The organism is Enterobacter huaxiensis, from assembly GCF_003594935.2.
Lineage (GTDB): Bacteria > Pseudomonadota > Gammaproteobacteria > Enterobacterales > Enterobacteriaceae > Enterobacter > Enterobacter huaxiensis.
Genome location: NZ_CP043342.1, coordinates 275,801 through 291,135 on the forward strand (window position 1 = coordinate 275,801; position 15,335 = coordinate 291,135).

Consider the following 15,335-nt stretch of genomic DNA (forward strand, 5'->3'; position numbering starts at 1 on the left):
ACCCACATTTTTTTCTCAATCTTGCGACCTGAATGTCAGTCCAATTTTGGCCTGACTAAAGGTTAGGTGAAAAATGAGCTGTCTATATTATCGCCACATCGAAAGATATTTCGGGGAACCTTTGGTCCCCACAGGTAAGGAAAAATTCACTCACTTCTTCTTTCTTGATATGACTCTTAAATCACTTATTTCAATACTCTCGTTATGCTTTGCGTCGTTTTCTGCACTGGTACATCAGGAAACGGGTCCGCTGCGTTCCCGAACTCTTGATCAATACCAGAAGTGGAAAGGTACCCACTATCAGTGGGGCGGCACGACGCACCGGGGCGTAACGGTTTCCACCCTGACGGATCAGATGATGTCATCCACCACGCCACCGTCGACGCGCAGCGCCGCGCCCGAGGTGGCGGAGGCCTGCGTCGAGCAGACGTACACCACCATATTGGCAACCTCTTCCACCGTTGCCGCTCGCTGGATGACCGAGCTCGGACGGTTCGCCATCACAAACTCTTTCGCCAGCTGTTCCAGCGACTTCCCGGTTTTTTCAATTTCGTCCTTCATCATCTCGGCGAAACCGTCCGACATCGTTGGGCCAGGCAGCACGCTGTTTACCGTGACGCCGCTTCCCGCCACAAATTTCGCCAGCCCGCGCGCCAGCGAGAGCTGCGCCGTTTTGGTTACGCCGTAGTGGATCATGTCCGCAGGAATATTGCACGCCGACTCGGAGGAGATAAACACCACGCGCCCCCAGCCTTTCTGCACCATGCCCGGCAGCAGGGCGCGGGAGAGACGGACGCCGGACATCACGTTGGTCTGCCAGTAGCGTTCCCAGGTGTCGTCGTCGGTGGAATAGAAATCCTGCGGGCCGTAAATGCCGGCGTTATTCACCAGAATATCGACGTTGGTCGCCACTTTCAGCAGCGCGTCCACGCCTTCCTGAGTACTGAGGTCGGCAATGGCGGCGCGGACCTGCACCCCCGGTACGACCTGCTGAAGCTGCTGAATGCCTTTGTTAACCGATTCAGTGCTGCGGCCATTAACGATCACTTCTGCACCGCTTTCTGCCAGCCCTCTGGCGATGGCGAACCCAATCCCGCCGGTTGAGGCGGTAACTAACGCGACTTTCCCCGTAAAATCGATTTTCATTATCTGCTCCATGTCATTTTCAACGTTCGGACCTTAAAGCGTAGCAGCTGATGATGATGGCTCCTGGCTAAAAAGGCGCAACAGCGTTTCCACCTGCTCGTCCAGGGGAGAGAGGGTGCGTTTTACGATCAGATGCAGCGGCGTGGCTCTGCGGACGCCGTGGCTAAGCGGTAGCACCTTGAGCGTGCCCTGCTCCAGCTGGGCCTGAATACGCTCCTCCGGCAGCCAGCCATAGCCAACCTGATACATCACCGCTTCAATGGCGGCGTCAATCGTCGAAAAGGTCCACGACTCTCCGGCAGGGCGCGAAGCATGCTGGCTGTCAGCAATCTGAATCAACGGCCACGGACGCAGCACGTCGTCGTTTAGCGGCGCATCCAGGGTAAACAGGGGATGGTCACGGTGGGCGACGGCGACAAAATCAATATTCATCAGCCACTCGCCCAGCCCGGTAATGTCCTGACGGCGGGTTAAAACCATTACATCGGCTTCGTCATTGAGGGTATCGGCGCGGGTGTTTTCCAGCACTTCGGTGAGGCGCACCTGGGTTTGAGGATACTGCTGCTGGAACTGACGCAAAATAGCGAACAGGCGGCGGCGTGGAAAAATACTGTCTACTATAAGATCGATTCGGGTACGCATGCCGCTCTGCAGCGTGGCGGCACGCGTCTCGACGTACGAGAACGCTTTCAGGAGCGGCTTCACCTGATTCAACAAGAGTTCCCCTGCGGGCGTAAGCACGGCCCGCCTTCCTTCCGCCACCAGCAGCGCAACGCCCAGCCGTTCCTGCAGTAAAGAGAGGTTATAGCTCACGGAAGATTGGCTCCGGTGGGTCAGCTCTGCCGCTTTGGCAAAGCTGCCGGCCTCCACCACTTTTTCCAGTAATGACCATTGCTCAAGCGTTGATTTGTGCATGACTTATCTAAATTTTGAATTAATTTGATTCAAACATAGCGTTATTCATTCAATTTTTGAAGGGGTACGATACGTTCATCAACACAAAGGAGACACATCATGAGCAACTTTGACAAACAAGATTTAAGCGGCTTCGTCGGCAAACATCTGGTTTATACCTACGATAACGGCTGGAACTACGAGATTTACGTTAAAAACGAAAATACCCTCGACTACCGCATTCACAGCGGTCTGGTCGGTAACCGTTGGGTGAAAGACCAGCAGGCGTACATCGTCCGCGTAGGGGAGAGCATCTATAAAATTTCCTGGACAGAGCCAACCGGAACCGACGTCAGCCTGATCGCTAACCTGGGCGACAACCTGTTCCACGGCACTATCTTCTTCCCGCGCTGGGTGATGAATAATCCGGAAAAAACCGTCTGTTTCCAGAACGACCACATCCCGCTGATGAACAGCTATCGCGATGCAGGCCCGACCTATCCAACCGAAGTGATTGATGAATTTGCCACAATCACCTTCGTGCGGGACTGCGGCGCTAACAACGACAGCGTTATTGCGTGTGCCGCCAGCGAGCTGCCGGAAAACTTTCCCGACAATTTAAAATAAGCGCGACAATTAACTAAAAAGAAAAGTTCCCGATGCATTTCACATTTATTTGAAATGGTCGGGAATTTTTTTATTTGTTGATGGTCGGTTTAAGAAACAGGTCCAAAAATGATGCGTTACTCACAAAATAAATAATTCACAATATTTTAATTCATTGTTTATTAATGGTTTAAAGATTTATTGCGCTTTTTATCTTCTGCTGTCTTAATTTTTTCCTAAGAAATGAAAGCTACCTTGAGATGAGTTTATGGTTCGTTGAAATAAACGTGCCGGCATTTGGTTAATATCAAAAAGCCGCCTTACCTATCTCAAGGAAATTAATAATGAGTGATTTTTTGCCTTTTTCCCGGCCCTCTATGGGGAACGAGGAATTAGCCGCGCTGCAGGAGGTCATTACCTCTGGCTGGATCACCACAGGGCCGAAAAATCAGGCGCTTGAAGAGGCATTTTGCACGCTCACGGGCAACCGTCATGCCATTGCCGTCTCCTCTGCCACGGCGGGGATGCACGTGACCCTGATGGCGCTGGGCATAGGTCCTGGTGATGAGGTCATTACTCCCTCCCTGACGTGGGTGTCGACGCTGAACATGATCGTGCTGCTGGGCGCCACGCCGGTGATGATCGACGTCGACAAAGACACGCTGATGGTAACGCCTGAGGCGGTCGAGACCGCCGTTACGCCTCGAACCAAAGCCATCGTGCCGGTGCATTACGCGGGAGCACCCTGCGATATCGACGCCATCCGCGCGGTTGGCGAGCGCCACGGTATTCCGGTCATTGAAGATGCGGCCCATGCGGCAGGCACGTTCTACAACAACCGCCACGTGGGCTGGCGGGGGACGGCCATTTTCTCCTTCCACGCCATCAAAAATATGACCTGCGCCGAAGGCGGACTGGTGGTGACGGATGACGCGCAGCTCGCGCAAAAAATCCGTAGTCTGAAGTTCCACGGGCTGGGCGTAGATGCCTACGATCGCCAGACCCACGGCCGCGCCCCGCAGGCAGAGGTCATCACCCCGGGCTTCAAATACAACCTCGCGGATATCAACGCCGCGCTGGCGCTGGTGCAGCTCGGCAAGCTGGGCGAGGCCAACAGGCGCCGTCGCGACATTGCCGACCGCTACCTGCTCGAACTCTCGGATACCCCTTTCCAGCCGCTGCGTATTCCACCCTGGCCACACCTGCACGCCTGGCACCTGTTTATCATTCGCGTGGATGAAGCCCGGTGCGGCATCACGCGCGATGCATTAATGGCGGCGCTGAAAGAGCAGGGTATCGGTACCGGCCTGCACTTCCGCGCGGCCCACACGCAAAAATATTACCGCGAGCGTTTTCCGGAAGTCTCACTCCCGAACTCCGAATGGAACAGCGCGCGTATTTGCTCTCTCCCTCTTTTTCCGGACATGACTCATGACGACACAACCCGCGTCATTACCGCGCTCCATCAGCTTGCAGGACATTGATATGTTCAGCGCGCCGCCCGTTCAAAAAGTTTCCGTGGTGATCCCGGTATATAACGAGCAGGAGAGCCTGCCGGAACTGATCCGCCGTACCACGGCGGCCTGCGACGCCTTAGGCAAAGCTTATGAAATTCTGCTGGTGGACGACGGCAGCAGCGACGATTCCGCGCGCATGTTGACCGAGGCCGCGCAGGCGGAGGGCAGCCGTATTGTGGCCGTGCTGCTTAACCGTAACTACGGCCAGCACTCGGCGATTATGGCCGGGTTCAGCCACGTCACGGGCGATCTGGTGATCACCCTGGATGCGGACCTGCAAAACCCGCCGGAAGAGATCCCGCGCCTGGTCGCCAAAGCCGACGAGGGCTATGACGTGGTCGGCACCGTGCGGCAAAACCGCCAGGACACCCTGTTCCGCAAGCTGGCGTCACGCACCATCAACCGCCTGATCCAGCGCACCACCGGGAAAGCGATGGGCGACTACGGCTGCATGCTGCGCGCTTACCGCCGCCACATTATTGACGCCATGCTGCACTGCCACGAGCGCAGCACCTTCATTCCGATTCTGGCGAACACCTTTGCCCGCAAAGCGACGGAAATCCCCGTCCTGCACGCCGAGCGCGAGCACGGAGAATCGAAGTACAGCTTTATGCGCCTGATCAACCTGATGTACGACCTGATCACCTGCCTCACCACCACGCCGCTGCGTCTGCTAAGCGTCTTTGGCAGCATCATCGCGCTGGCCGGGTTTGCGCTTTCCGTTCTGCTGGTGGTGCTGCGGCTGGCGTTTGGCCCGCAGTGGGCGGCGGAAGGGGTCTTTATGCTCTTTGCCGTGCTGTTCATGTTCATCGGCGCCCAGTTCATTGGTATGGGCCTGCTCGGTGAGTATATCGGCCGAATTTACAACGATGTTCGCGCGCGTCCGCGCTACTTTATTCAACGCGTTGTCCGTCAGGAACACACCGCATCTCAAGAGGAAAAACACCCATGAAAGCTGTCGTCTTTGCCTATCACGATATGGGGTGCGCGGGCACACAAGCCTTGCTGGACGCTGGTTTTGACATTACAGCCATCTTCACCCACCCGGACGTACCGGGAGAAAATCACTTCTTTGGCTCAGTGGCGCGCATTGCCGCAGAGCACGGTATTCCGGTGTATGCCCCGGATGATGTGAACCATCCGCTGTGGGTGGATCGCATTCAGAAACTGGCGCCCGATATGATTTTCTCTTTCTACTACCGCCACCTGATTTGTGACGAGATCCTGAGCGTGGCAGCAAAAGGGGCATTCAATCTGCACGGCTCTCTGCTGCCAGCCTACCGTGGCCGCGCGCCGCTGAACTGGGCGCTGGTCAACGGTGAAACGGAAACGGGCGTCACGCTGCATCGGATGGTGAAGCGTGCGGATGCGGGCAACATCGTGGCGCAGCAGAGCGTGAGCATTGATGCCGATGAAACGGCGCTGCAATTGCATCACAGGCTCTGCACCTCGGCGCAAAGCCTGCTGCGCGATGCGCTGCCTTCTCTGCTGCTGGGGTCTTATACCGAAACCGCGCAGGATGAAAGCAAGGCCAGCTGCTTTGGCCGCCGCACGCCGGAAGATGGCCGTCTGGACTGGAACAAACCGGCGCGCCAGCTGCATAACCTGGTGCGCGCCGTGGCCGATCCGTGGCCGGGCGCGTTCAGCTTCGCCGGCGTCAGCAAATTTATCGTCTGGAAATCCCGCGTGCGTGACGACATTCCTGCCGCGAAGCCGGGCACCGTCGTTTCTGTCTCCCCGCTGATCGTCAGCTGCGGCGAGCAGGCGCTGGAGATTGTCACCGGGCAAACGGACAACGGTCTCTACGTTCAGGGCACGCAGCTGGCGCAGTCGCTGGGGCTGGTGGCGGGAGCGCTGATCACCAGCGCACCGGTTGTGGCCATTAAGCGTCGCACCCGCGTCTTAATCCTCGGCGTCAACGGCTTTATCGGTAACCACCTGACCGAACGCCTGCTGAAGGATGACAACTACGAGATCTACGGCCTGGATATCGGATCCGATGCGATCGGCCGTTTCCTCAACAACCCGCGCTTCAACTTCGTGGAGGGGGATATCAGCATCCACTCCGAATGGATCGAGTATCACATCAAAAAATGCGACGTGGTGCTGCCGCTGGTGGCGATTGCTACGCCCATTGAATACACCCGCAACCCGCTGCGCGTGTTCGAGCTGGATTTCGAAGAGAACCTGAAGATCATCCGCGACTGCGTGAAATACGACAAGCGCATCATCTTCCCGTCCACCTCTGAAGTGTACGGCATGTGCACCGACAAGAACTTCGACGAAGACACGTCTAACCTGGTGGTAGGGCCTATCAACAAGCAGCGCTGGATTTACTCCGTCTCCAAACAGCTGCTGGACCGCGTGATCTGGGCCTACGGCGAAAAAGAGGGGCTACGCTTCACCCTGTTCCGCCCGTTCAACTGGATGGGACCGCGTCTGGACAACCTCAACGCCGCCCGTATCGGCAGCTCGCGCGCGATCACTCAGCTGATCCTCAACCTGGTGGAAGGGTCACCGATTAAGCTTATTGAAGGGGGCCAGCAGAAGCGCTGCTTCACCGACATCAGCGACGGTATCGAGGCGCTGTTCCGCATCATTGAGAACAAGGACGGCCGCTGCAGCGGGGAGATCATCAACATTGGCAACCCGGAGAACGAAGCGAGCATCCGCGAGCTGGCGGAAATGCTGCTGGCAAGTTTTGAGCGCCATCCGCTGCGCAGCCAGTTTCCGCCGTTTGCCGGTTTCCGTGAGGTCGAGAGCAGCAGCTACTACGGCAAAGGCTATCAGGACGTTGAGCACCGTAAGCCAAATATTCGTAACGCTAAGCGCTGCCTGAACTGGACGCCGACCGTGAAGATGGAGCAGACCATCGATGAAACGCTCGACTTCTTCCTGCGCACCGTGGAGCTGTCGGAACAGGCATCATGAAAAAAGTCGGTTTACGCATTGATGTCGATACCTTTCGGGGAACGCGCGACGGCGTACCCCGGCTGCTGGAACTGTTGGGCAAGCACGACGTGCGTGCCAGTATGTTCTTCAGCGTCGGGCCAGACAACATGGGGCGCCACCTGTGGCGCCTGGTTAAACCGGCATTTCTGTTCAAAATGCTGCGCTCGCGCGCGGCATCCCTTTACGGCTGGGACATTCTGCTGGCAGGTACGGCATGGCCCGGCAAGCGCATCGGCGCGGGCAATGAAGCGATCATCCGCGAAGCGGCCCTGCGCCATGAGGTGGGGCTGCACGCCTGGGATCACCATGCCTGGCAGGCCTGGGCCGGCGTGTGGGATATCCCGCGGCTGACCCGGGAGATTGAACGCGGCATGCTTGAGCTGGAGGCGATAATCGGCCAGCAGATACGCTGCTCCGCGGTGGCGGGATGGCGTGCGGATCAGCGCGTGGTGAAAGCCAAAGAGACCTTCGCCTTTCGCTACAACAGCGACTGCCGCGGGAGCGGACCGTTTTTACCGCTGCTGGGGAACGATCGCACCGGGACGGTTCAGATCCCGGTCACGCTTCCGACCTGGGATGAGGTAGTGGGGCGCGACGTCAGCGCCGACGGGTTCAACCGCTACATCCTGGACTGTATCCACCGGGATACGGGGACCCCGGTCTACACTATCCATGCGGAAGTGGAGGGAATTGCGTATCAGCATGATTTTGATGCGTTGCTAACGCTGGCGGCGCAGGAGGGCATTCAGTTTTGTCCGCTCAGCGACATGCTGCCAGAGGATCTCAGCACGCTACCGGTGGGCAAAATTGTCCGCCAGGAAATGGCCGGTCGGGAAGGCTGGCTTGGTTATCAACATACCGTGAGCCCGGCATCATGAAAGCAACCCGCTATGGCGTAGCGCTTCTTGCACTGTTTATCGTTTACTACCTGATTCCGGTCGATCTTCGCCTGCTGTGGCAGCCGGATGAGACGCGCTATGCGGAAATCAGCCGCGAAATGATCGCCTCCGGCGACTGGGTGGTGCCGCATTTCCTTGGGCTGCGCTACTTTGAAAAACCGATTGCCGGATACTGGGTTAACAGTATTGGGCAGATGATTTTTGGCCACACCAATTTGGCGGTCCGCGCCGGAGCGATATTCTCGACCGGGCTAACGGCGCTGCTGGTTATCTGGCTCGCCTGGCGTCTCTGGCAGGATAAGCGCGCTGCGCTGCTCTCCGGCATCATCTTTCTCACCCTTTTCCTGGTTTACGGCATCGGTACCTATGCGGTGCTGGACCCGATCGTTACGCTCTGGCTGGTGGCCGCGATGTGCAGCTTCTGGCTGGCCGCGCAGGCGAAAACCCCGGGTGGGAAGGTGGGCGGCTACGTGCTGCTCGGGCTGGCCTGCGGGATGGGGGTGATGACCAAAGGCTTTCTGGCGCTGGCGGTACCGGTCATTGGCGTGCTGCCGTGGGTCATTGCGCAGAAACGCTGGAAAGAGGTGCTGGCGTATGGCTGGCTGGCGGTCCTGAGCTGCGTGCTCGTCGTCCTGCCGTGGGGGCTGACGATCGCGCAGCGTGAGCCGGATTTCTGGCGCTACTTCTTCTGGGTGGAGCATATTCAGCGCTTTGCCCAGAGCGATGCCCAGCACAAAGCCCCGTTCTGGTACTACCTGCCGTTCCTGATCGCCGGAAGCCTGCCGTGGCTGGCGCTACTGCCGGGGGCGCTGCGTCTGGGCTGGCGTGACAGACAAAGCGACGGCGTCGGGCTTTACCTGCTGGGCTGGGTGGTCATGCCGCTGATTTTCTTCAGCATCGCGAAAGGCAAGCTGCCGACCTACATCCTCCCGTGCTTTGCCCCGCTGGCGATCCTGATGGCGCGGTATGCCTGCACCGTGGCAGAAAAAAGCGTTAAGGTGCTGCGCGTTAACGGCTGGATCAACCTTGCGTTTGGGGTCGCTGGCGCGATCGCGGCGCTGGTGGTGTCGCCGTGGGGGCTGACGAAGCATCCGGTCTGGACGCCGGTAGAACTCTACAAAGTGTTCTGCGCCGTGGTGGCGTTTCTGCTCTGGGCTGCGGTGGGCTGGTTTACGCTGAATCGGAGCCAGCAGCGCTGGTGGCTGGCAGCGCTGTGTCCCGCCGGGCTTGCGCTGCTGATTGGCTTCGCCGTCCCGAACCTGGTGGTTGACTCAAAACAGCCGCAGTCGCTGGTTGATACCGTTCGCCTGCCGTTGCAGGAGAGTCAGTTTGTCCTGGCCAACAACGTGGGCGTCGCCTCCGGGCTGGCGTGGGAGCTCAACCGTAATGACATTATTCTTTTTGGTCAGGCGGGGGAGCTGAGGTACGGCCTCGATTATCCTGATGCGAAAGGGCGATTTGTGGGCAAAGATGAGCTTGCGCAATGGCTTGAACGTCATCGCCAGCAGGGGCCGGTATCGCTGGTGATCCTGCTGTCGAAAAACGACGATCTTGCCCGCGCCGGGCTGCCCAAACCGGACAACCTGACGATTCAGGGACGTCTGGCTTACCTGCAATACCTGCCGCAATGATGGCCTGGAGCCTGCTGGTCTTAGCCAGCCTGCTGAGCTGCGCAGGGCAGCTGTGCCAGAAGCAGGCCACCCGTCCGGCGAAAGCCGGGCGGCGCGGTCAGCACGTCTCCCTGTGGCTTGGGCTGGCCTTGCTGGCGCTGGGCTGCGGGATGATCGTCTGGCTGGCGGTATTACAGCACCTGCCCGTCGGAATCGCCTACCCGATGCTGAGCCTTAATTTTGTCTGGGTGACGCTGGCGGCGAAAACGTTCTGGCATGAGCGCGTTACGTCGCGGCACTGGCTGGGCGTCGGGTTGATTATCGTCGGGGTGATATTGCTGGGAGGAAGCCTGTGAGAGGCGTGTTATGGGCTTTATGCAGCGTAGCGCTCGTCAGCGCTGCGCAGCTGCTGTTGCGCTATGCCATGCTGGCGCTGCCGCCCGTCAGTGACGTTTATGCGTTTATCTCCGCGCTCTGGCACGTCTCATCCGGTACCGGCCCGCTGGTGCTGGGGCTGATGGGCTACGTGACCTCAATGGGCTGCTGGTATCTGGCCCTGCACCGTATGGCGCTCAGCAAAGCGTATGCCTTGCTGAGCCTCAGCTATATTCTGGTGTGGGGCGCCGCGCTGCTGTTGCCCGGCTGGGGGGATAGCTTTTCCTGGCAGGGGCTCTCGGGCGTCGGGTGTATTATTCTTGGCGTGCTGACGATTTTCCGGCCAGCGCGTCGTCAACGGAATGGATCTGAGCCGACGTAAGCGAAAAGGGCGTTGTGGTGCACACGGCGAGGCTCAGCGAACCCATCTGGCACTGGCTGACGGAATGAAGCGCGCTGGCGGCGCTGTCAAAGCTGACGATTTGCCAGGAGTGCGCGCCGCGCTGTTTCACGATGGCCTCTTTTCGCGTCCAGATGCGCCAGAATGCGTCAAGCTGGCTCTCCGGCGTTTCGTTTTCAAGCTCGGCGTGTTCGGCATTGCTGAAGACGGCATTGGCCAGCGTGCGCCAGTTGTCCTGCGGGCGAATGTGCTCCAGTGAGCAGCCAACATCCCCCTCATCGCTAACAATCACCGCGATATCATCTTCACACTGGCTAACGCTAAACCACAGCGGATAGTCATTGGAAAACGTGGGTTTTCCCTGCTCGCTGTAGACAATTTCCGGTAACGGCTTTGGGGCGAAGAGACGTGAGAGCAGGCCGCGACCCGCCAGCCAGCGGGCGCGATGCGCGCCCTGGGGAGCGTGTCGTGAAAGGGCTTCAGCCCAATGGTCAGTGCTCAGCGAGGAGATTTTTCCCAGAAAAACCTGGTACATATAACGTCTGGCCTTCAGTCAAAACAGAGAGAGCCGCAAAGTTACGCGACGAAACCATTACTATAATCCATTGCCCTTACCAATAGCTAACCGTGGGAGGCAATTACCCCGGCAATCGGCTCTTTGGCCGTCCTGGTCCGAGGAGTATCGCCAGCTTGCTGCCGCCTTTGGTGGTCTCCATCCAGATTTTACACACGCTGGTGAGCGGTACGGAAAGCAGCATTCCCACCGGTCCCAGCAGCCATCCCCAGACCAGTAACGACAGGAACACCACCAGCGTCGACATGCCCAGGCGGTGGCCCATCATGCGCGGTTCGAGAATGTTGCCCAGCACCATATGCACGACAAGGAACAGCGCCCCCACCAGCATGCATTCATAAAAGCCGTTAAACAGGAACGCCTGGATCATCGGCGGTACGGCGGAGAGCACCGCGCCAATGTTGGGCACATAGTTCAGCAGGAACGCCAGCACGCCCCACATCAGCGCAAACTGCACGTCCAGCAGCATCAGCCCCAGCCAGACGATCGCCCCGGTCCACAGGCTTAATAACGTTTTCAGCGCCAGATATTTGGAGACGCCCTTCAGGGCGCGGTGCAGGCCGGCAATGTGAATCTGCGGGTTATTCAGGGCAAAACGCAGTTTGTAGGGCACGTGGCGGACTTCAAACAGCATAAACACCACCGTCATCACCAGCAGCAGAATGCTCGCCATCGCGCCGGAAAGGCCGGTCATCAGGGTGGTGGCGTAGGTCATCACCTTTTCGGAGTCCATTCGGCGCAACATCCTTTCCGGTGAGATGTGCAGGTTGAGAAAGGGCACCATCTCCTGCAGATCGACCAGCTTGCGGGTTAGCTCTTTGTTGTACTGCGGCAGCATGGTTGAGAATTCGCTCAGCGACGCCGCGAGCACGCCGAACAGGGCCGTCAGGACGATCATCATCACGATAACCACAATGGTGATTGCCACCGGGCGGCTGACGCCACGGCGCAAAAACCAGGTCACCAGCGGGTTAAGGACAATGGCGAAAAAGAGCGCCAGCAGGAGCTGAACGATTATGTCGGCGGCAGCATGGATACCTGCGAGGATAACCACAAGGCAGGCGAGTTTTAATAGGATGTGAAGACCTGCTTTGTCGGTCTGGTTGGGTATCATGCTTTTTCCTCAGTGTGTTAGCCCATTAAGTGTAGTGTGCAGGATGCGCTTCGTTGAGGCTGATAATCTGAAAGTCGCTGCTGATTTTCACCGCCCTTCGTGGTAATAGTGAAACACTGTTGTAAAAATCCAGGTAGAACTCATGCCCGAACCTGCCGCCGAACCGGCGCTTAGCGGATTGCGCCTCAATCTGCGCATTGTCTCCGTTGTTATTTTTAACTTTGCCAGCTACCTGACGATTGGCCTGCCGCTGGCGGTCCTGCCGCGCTATGTTCATGACGTGATGGGCTATAGCGCCTTCTGGGCAGGGCTGGTAATTAGCCTGCAATATTTCGCCACGCTGATGAGCCGCCCCCATTCCGGCCGCTATGCCGATCTGTTTGGGCCCAAAAGCATCGTTGTTGTGGGGCTGTGCGGCTGCTTCCTGAGCGGCCTGAGCTACTTTCTGGCGGCAACCACCGGCCACTGGCCGCTGGTCAGCCTGGTACTGCTGTGCCTGGGACGCGTGGTTCTGGGCATTGGGCAAAGCCTTGCGGGGACCGGCTCAACCCTGTGGGGCGTGGGCGTTGTGGGTGCACCCCATATTGGCCGGGTGATCTCCTGGAACGGGATTGTAACCTACGGCGCGATGGCGATCGGCGCGCCGCTGGGCGTGGTGTGTTATGCGTATGGTGGATTGTACGGCCTGTCCATCACCATTATGGCGGTTGCGCTGCTGGCGCTCCTGCTGGCCCTGCCGCGCCCGAAGGTGAAGGCCAGCAAGGGCAAACCGCTGCCGTTTCGCGCGGTGCTCGGCCGCGTCTGGCCCTACGGAATGGCGCTGGCGCTGGCGTCAGCCGGCTTCGGCGCGATCGCCACCTTCATCACCCTTTTCTACGATGCCAAAGGCTGGGACGGCGCGGCGTTTGCGTTAACCCTGTTTAGCTGCGCGTTCGTGGGCGCGCGCCTGCTGTTCCCGAACGGGATTAATCGCCTGGGGGGACTGAACGTTGCCATGATCTGCTTTGCGGTGGAAATTGTCGGGCTGCTGTTGACCGGTTTCGCCAGCGCGCCGTGGATGGCAAAAGTGGGCGTATTTCTCGCAGGCGCGGGTTTCTCGCTGGTCTTCCCGGCGCTGGGCGTGGTGGCGGTAAAAGCCGTGCCGCAGCAAAATCAGGGTTCGGCGCTGGCAACCTACACGGTGTTTATGGATATGTCGCTGGGGATTACCGGGCCGCTGGCAGGGCTGGTGATGGCGTGGGCAGGCGTGCCGGTTATCTATTTTGCAGCGGCAGGGCTGGTGGCTATCGCGCTTATGCTGACGTGGCGGCTAAAAAAATGGCCCCCGGCGCAGGCGCCGGAGGCCACGTCATCCTCGTGAAGGATTACTGAATCACGAGGGTGTTGATGATGTTTTCAGCGGCGGTCTGCGCTTTCTGCTGATCGTCTGCTGGCAGCGTGATCTGGATGGTCAGCAGCTTGTTATCGATCTTACCCAGTACGACTGAAGAGTACGCGGTCTGGCCTTTTGCAGAGATAATGCTGTCCAGCTGCTGCAGGGTATGGCCTTTCAGCTCGATGGACTTATTGGTTACGACCTGCAGCTGCGGGTCGCGGCTGCGCTGCTGATCTTCCAGACGTTTAGACAGCACGCCCAGCTCTTCGCTGGTGTCGTCCCCGACAATCACAATCACCGCTTTCTGCCCGGTGGCATCGGAATAGACGTGCATGTTGTTCGCCTGGGTGCCGAGCTTACCGCTCTGGTCGGTCATATCCGCCGGCAGAGAGAAACTGAGTTTGCCATCCATCAGGCTGACCGGCTGACCGGTTGCGTTGCTTTCTGCTGACGCGCCTTGAGTAGGGGTTTTTGTGTCGCTGTTATCACAGGCGGCAAGCCCGACAACCAGCAGGCCAATCCCGACATATTTAACCAGATTGCGCATTGACTTCTTCCTTTCGATAAACGGCCATAGCGGCTCATTCGCCCATCTTATCACAACTGATAAAGCGAACCCTTAACCTGCCTGCAATGCAGAGATTTCAGATTTATCTGCCAGCCTTTTCAGCAGCATATTCAACAGCACGCCGTACATTGGCAGGAAGAAAGCAATGCTGATAAGCACCTTGAAGCAGTAATCTACCAGGGCGATTTCCATCCAGTGTGCGGCCATAAAGGCATCCGGGCTGCGCCAGAAGGCGATGAAGAAGAAGGCCAGCGTATCGCTCACGTTACCGAACAGCGTGGAGGCGGTCGGCGCCATCCACCAGCGGTGGTTCTGACGCAGGCGGTTAAACACGTGAACGTCGAGGATCTGCCCCAGGGCGTAGGCCATAAAGCTGGCGGCGGCGATACGGGCAACAAACAGGTTGAAGTGCGTCAGCGCCTCAAAGCCCTGCCAGCTTCCCATGTAGAAGAGGGAAGAGATGACATAGGAAATGAACAGCGCCGGGAGCATCACCGCGAAAATGATGCGACGCGCCAGCGGTGCGCCAAAGATCCGCACGGTCAAATCGGTGGCGAGGAAAATAAACGGAAAACTGAACGCGCCCCAGGTGGTGTGGAAACCAAAGATGGAGATCGGGAGCTGCACCAGATAGTTGCTGGAAGTGATCACCAGCAGATGAAAAAGCGAAAGCCAGAACAACGCTTTTACGCGCTGCGATTGAGAAAACTGCGTCATATTGTGACCTTTTTGAGAGTTGGGGTGAGGGAACCCAATAAAATCGGCTGCATGATACTGCTTTCATTAGGCTTTGCAATGGCTAATTTTCACGCAATCGTTAACCTGGTTTGCTTTGACGTTAGCGGGGCGTAAACTACAGCCGTTTTATTATCATCGAGAAGATCATGACCGACCTGTTTTCCAGCCCAGACCATACTCTTGACGCCCAGGGCCTCCGCTGCCCGGAGCCGGTAATGATGGTGCGCAAAACCGTGCGCAACATGCAGACCGGCGAAACGCTGCTGATCATCGCTGACGATCCGGCCACCACCCGCGACATTCCTGGCTTTTGTACCTTTATGGAACATGAGCTGGTGGCGCAGGAAACGGACGCGTTGCCGTATCGGTATGTGATTCGTAAGGGGTAAGTGCGGCCAGTTGCCCTCATCCCGGCCCTCTCCCACAGGGGGAGGGAGAAAACCGTTCTAAACCATCGTTTCAAAAGTTCGCGCTTTTGTGAGGCGCTTCACCTCCGCTTTTCCAGCCGTAGTCTAATTTTTAAACGTATAAAACTAAAACACCGTTTTAACGCTTACCTCACTACCC

At 57.9% G+C, this 15,335-nt stretch carries 15 protein-coding genes and 2 pseudogenes; 11 read left to right on the forward strand and 6 right to left on the reverse strand.

All coding sequences use genetic code 11. The features are described 5' to 3' along the window. Positions 1–169: 169 nt before the first annotated feature. Positions 170–364 (forward strand): annotated as a pseudogene (locus D5067_RS01295) (NlpC/P60 family protein); the annotation flags it as partial. Here D5067_RS01295 and D5067_RS01300 read toward each other — a convergent pair. Next, complete coding sequence (locus tag D5067_RS01300) at positions 352–1,146, reverse strand: SDR family NAD(P)-dependent oxidoreductase (protein WP_119937537.1); 795 nt, start codon at positions 1,144–1,146, stop codon at positions 352–354. The pseudogene D5067_RS01295 and the gene D5067_RS01300 overlap by 13 nt on opposite strands. A 33-nt stretch (positions 1,147–1,179) precedes the next feature. Continuing rightward, positions 1,180–2,061, reverse strand: coding sequence for a LysR family transcriptional regulator (locus D5067_RS01305; protein ID WP_119937538.1), 882 nt, complete (start codon positions 2,059–2,061; stop codon positions 1,180–1,182). 99 nt (positions 2,062–2,160) lie between these two features. On the opposite strand from D5067_RS01305, the gene D5067_RS01310 reads away from it, so the two are divergent. The 8 genes from D5067_RS01310 to arnF all read left to right on the forward strand — a co-directional run bounded on the left by D5067_RS01310 (position 2,161) and on the right by arnF (position 10,381). Continuing rightward, positions 2,161–2,667 carry a phenolic acid decarboxylase gene (locus tag D5067_RS01310; RefSeq protein WP_119937539.1) on the forward strand — a complete coding sequence of 169 codons (507 nt, stop codon included), beginning with the start codon at positions 2,161–2,163 and terminating at the stop codon, positions 2,665–2,667. Positions 2,668–2,990: 323 nt separating this feature from the next. Next, positions 2,991–4,130 carry a UDP-4-amino-4-deoxy-L-arabinose aminotransferase gene (arnB, locus tag D5067_RS01315; protein ID WP_119937540.1) on the forward strand — a complete coding sequence of 380 codons (1,140 nt, stop codon included), beginning with the start codon at positions 2,991–2,993 and terminating at the stop codon, positions 4,128–4,130. Between the two features lies 1 nt (position 4,131). After that, on the forward strand, positions 4,132–5,115 hold the full coding sequence (gene arnC / locus D5067_RS01320) for an undecaprenyl-phosphate 4-deoxy-4-formamido-L-arabinose transferase (protein WP_119937541.1): 984 nt from the start codon (positions 4,132–4,134) through the stop codon (positions 5,113–5,115). Beyond that, complete coding sequence (gene arnA / locus D5067_RS01325; protein ID WP_119937542.1) at positions 5,112–7,094, forward strand: bifunctional UDP-4-amino-4-deoxy-L-arabinose formyltransferase/UDP-glucuronic acid oxidase ArnA; 1,983 nt, start codon at positions 5,112–5,114, stop codon at positions 7,092–7,094. The genes arnC and arnA overlap by 4 nt, the downstream gene beginning before the upstream one ends. Continuing rightward, positions 7,091–7,993 (forward strand): 4-deoxy-4-formamido-L-arabinose-phosphoundecaprenol deformylase, encoded by a 903-nt coding sequence (gene arnD / locus D5067_RS01330; protein WP_119937543.1) that lies wholly within the window; start codon positions 7,091–7,093, stop codon positions 7,991–7,993. Before arnA ends, arnD begins: the two co-directional genes overlap by 4 nt. Next, positions 7,990–9,645, forward strand: a complete 1,656-nt coding sequence (gene arnT, locus D5067_RS01335; RefSeq protein ID WP_119937544.1) for a lipid IV(A) 4-amino-4-deoxy-L-arabinosyltransferase — start codon at positions 7,990–7,992, stop codon at positions 9,643–9,645. The genes arnD and arnT overlap by 4 nt, the downstream gene beginning before the upstream one ends. Beyond that, complete coding sequence (gene arnE / locus D5067_RS01340) at positions 9,642–9,980, forward strand: 4-amino-4-deoxy-L-arabinose-phosphoundecaprenol flippase subunit ArnE (RefSeq protein ID WP_374208566.1); 339 nt, start codon at positions 9,642–9,644, stop codon at positions 9,978–9,980. Before arnT ends, arnE begins: the two co-directional genes overlap by 4 nt. Continuing rightward, positions 9,977–10,381, forward strand: coding sequence for a 4-amino-4-deoxy-L-arabinose-phosphoundecaprenol flippase subunit ArnF (gene arnF / locus D5067_RS01345; protein WP_119937545.1), 405 nt, complete (start codon positions 9,977–9,979; stop codon positions 10,379–10,381). The genes arnE and arnF overlap by 4 nt, the downstream gene beginning before the upstream one ends. Here the strand turns inward: arnF and acpT are convergent. Beyond that, on the reverse strand, positions 10,314–10,934 hold the full coding sequence (gene acpT / locus D5067_RS01350) for a 4'-phosphopantetheinyl transferase AcpT (RefSeq protein WP_119937546.1): 621 nt from the start codon (positions 10,932–10,934) through the stop codon (positions 10,314–10,316). The genes arnF and acpT overlap by 68 nt on opposite strands. Positions 10,935–11,037: 103 nt before the next feature. Further along, positions 11,038–12,087, reverse strand: coding sequence for an AI-2E family transporter (locus D5067_RS01355; RefSeq protein ID WP_119937547.1), 1,050 nt, complete (start codon positions 12,085–12,087; stop codon positions 11,038–11,040). A 108-nt stretch (positions 12,088–12,195) separates the two neighbouring features. Here D5067_RS01355 and D5067_RS01360 point away from each other — a divergent pair. Then, positions 12,196–13,447 (forward strand): annotated as a pseudogene (locus tag D5067_RS01360) (MFS transporter). A gap of 4 nt (positions 13,448–13,451) precedes the next feature. Here the strand turns inward: D5067_RS01360 and D5067_RS01365 are convergent. Both D5067_RS01365 and D5067_RS01370 read right to left on the reverse strand, forming a co-directional pair. Beyond that, positions 13,452–14,009, reverse strand: coding sequence for a DcrB family lipoprotein (locus D5067_RS01365; RefSeq protein WP_119937549.1), 558 nt, complete (start codon positions 14,007–14,009; stop codon positions 13,452–13,454). 72 nt (positions 14,010–14,081) lie between these two features. Then, positions 14,082–14,747 (reverse strand): 7-cyano-7-deazaguanine/7-aminomethyl-7-deazaguanine transporter, encoded by a 666-nt coding sequence (locus tag D5067_RS01370; protein ID WP_119937550.1) that lies wholly within the window; start codon positions 14,745–14,747, stop codon positions 14,082–14,084. Positions 14,748–14,914: 167 nt separating this feature from the next. Here D5067_RS01370 and tusA point away from each other — a divergent pair, with 167 nt between their 5' ends. Beyond that, complete coding sequence (gene tusA / locus D5067_RS01375; RefSeq protein WP_119937551.1) at positions 14,915–15,157, forward strand: sulfurtransferase TusA; 243 nt, start codon at positions 14,915–14,917, stop codon at positions 15,155–15,157. Positions 15,158–15,335: the final 178 nt, after the last annotated feature.

What these genes read in the sequence shown, in the direction of transcription:
- D5067_RS01300 (WP_119937537.1), bottom strand. Translation starts at nt 1,146, where the DNA reads ATGAAAATCGATTTTACGGGGAAAGTCGCGTTAGTTACCGCCTCAACC.
- D5067_RS01305 (WP_119937538.1), bottom strand. Translation starts at nt 2,061, where the DNA reads ATGCACAAATCAACGCTTGAGCAATGGTCATTACTGGAAAAAGTGGTG.
- D5067_RS01310 (WP_119937539.1), top strand. Translation starts at nt 2,161, where the DNA reads ATGAGCAACTTTGACAAACAAGATTTAAGCGGCTTCGTCGGCAAACAT.
- arnB (WP_119937540.1), top strand. Translation starts at nt 2,991, where the DNA reads ATGAGTGATTTTTTGCCTTTTTCCCGGCCCTCTATGGGGAACGAGGAA.
- arnC (WP_119937541.1), top strand. Translation starts at nt 4,132, where the DNA reads ATGTTCAGCGCGCCGCCCGTTCAAAAAGTTTCCGTGGTGATCCCGGTA.
- arnA (WP_119937542.1), top strand. Translation starts at nt 5,112, where the DNA reads ATGAAAGCTGTCGTCTTTGCCTATCACGATATGGGGTGCGCGGGCACA.
- arnD (WP_119937543.1), top strand. Translation starts at nt 7,091, where the DNA reads ATGAAAAAAGTCGGTTTACGCATTGATGTCGATACCTTTCGGGGAACG.
- arnT (WP_119937544.1), top strand. Translation starts at nt 7,990, where the DNA reads ATGAAAGCAACCCGCTATGGCGTAGCGCTTCTTGCACTGTTTATCGTT.
- arnE (WP_374208566.1), top strand. Translation starts at nt 9,642, where the DNA reads ATGATGGCCTGGAGCCTGCTGGTCTTAGCCAGCCTGCTGAGCTGCGCA.
- acpT (WP_119937546.1), bottom strand. Translation starts at nt 10,934, where the DNA reads ATGTACCAGGTTTTTCTGGGAAAAATCTCCTCGCTGAGCACTGACCAT.
- D5067_RS01355 (WP_119937547.1), bottom strand. Translation starts at nt 12,087, where the DNA reads ATGATACCCAACCAGACCGACAAAGCAGGTCTTCACATCCTATTAAAA.
- D5067_RS01365 (WP_119937549.1), bottom strand. Translation starts at nt 14,009, where the DNA reads ATGCGCAATCTGGTTAAATATGTCGGGATTGGCCTGCTGGTTGTCGGG.
- D5067_RS01370 (WP_119937550.1), bottom strand. Translation starts at nt 14,747, where the DNA reads ATGACGCAGTTTTCTCAATCGCAGCGCGTAAAAGCGTTGTTCTGGCTT.
- tusA (WP_119937551.1), top strand. Translation starts at nt 14,915, where the DNA reads ATGACCGACCTGTTTTCCAGCCCAGACCATACTCTTGACGCCCAGGGC.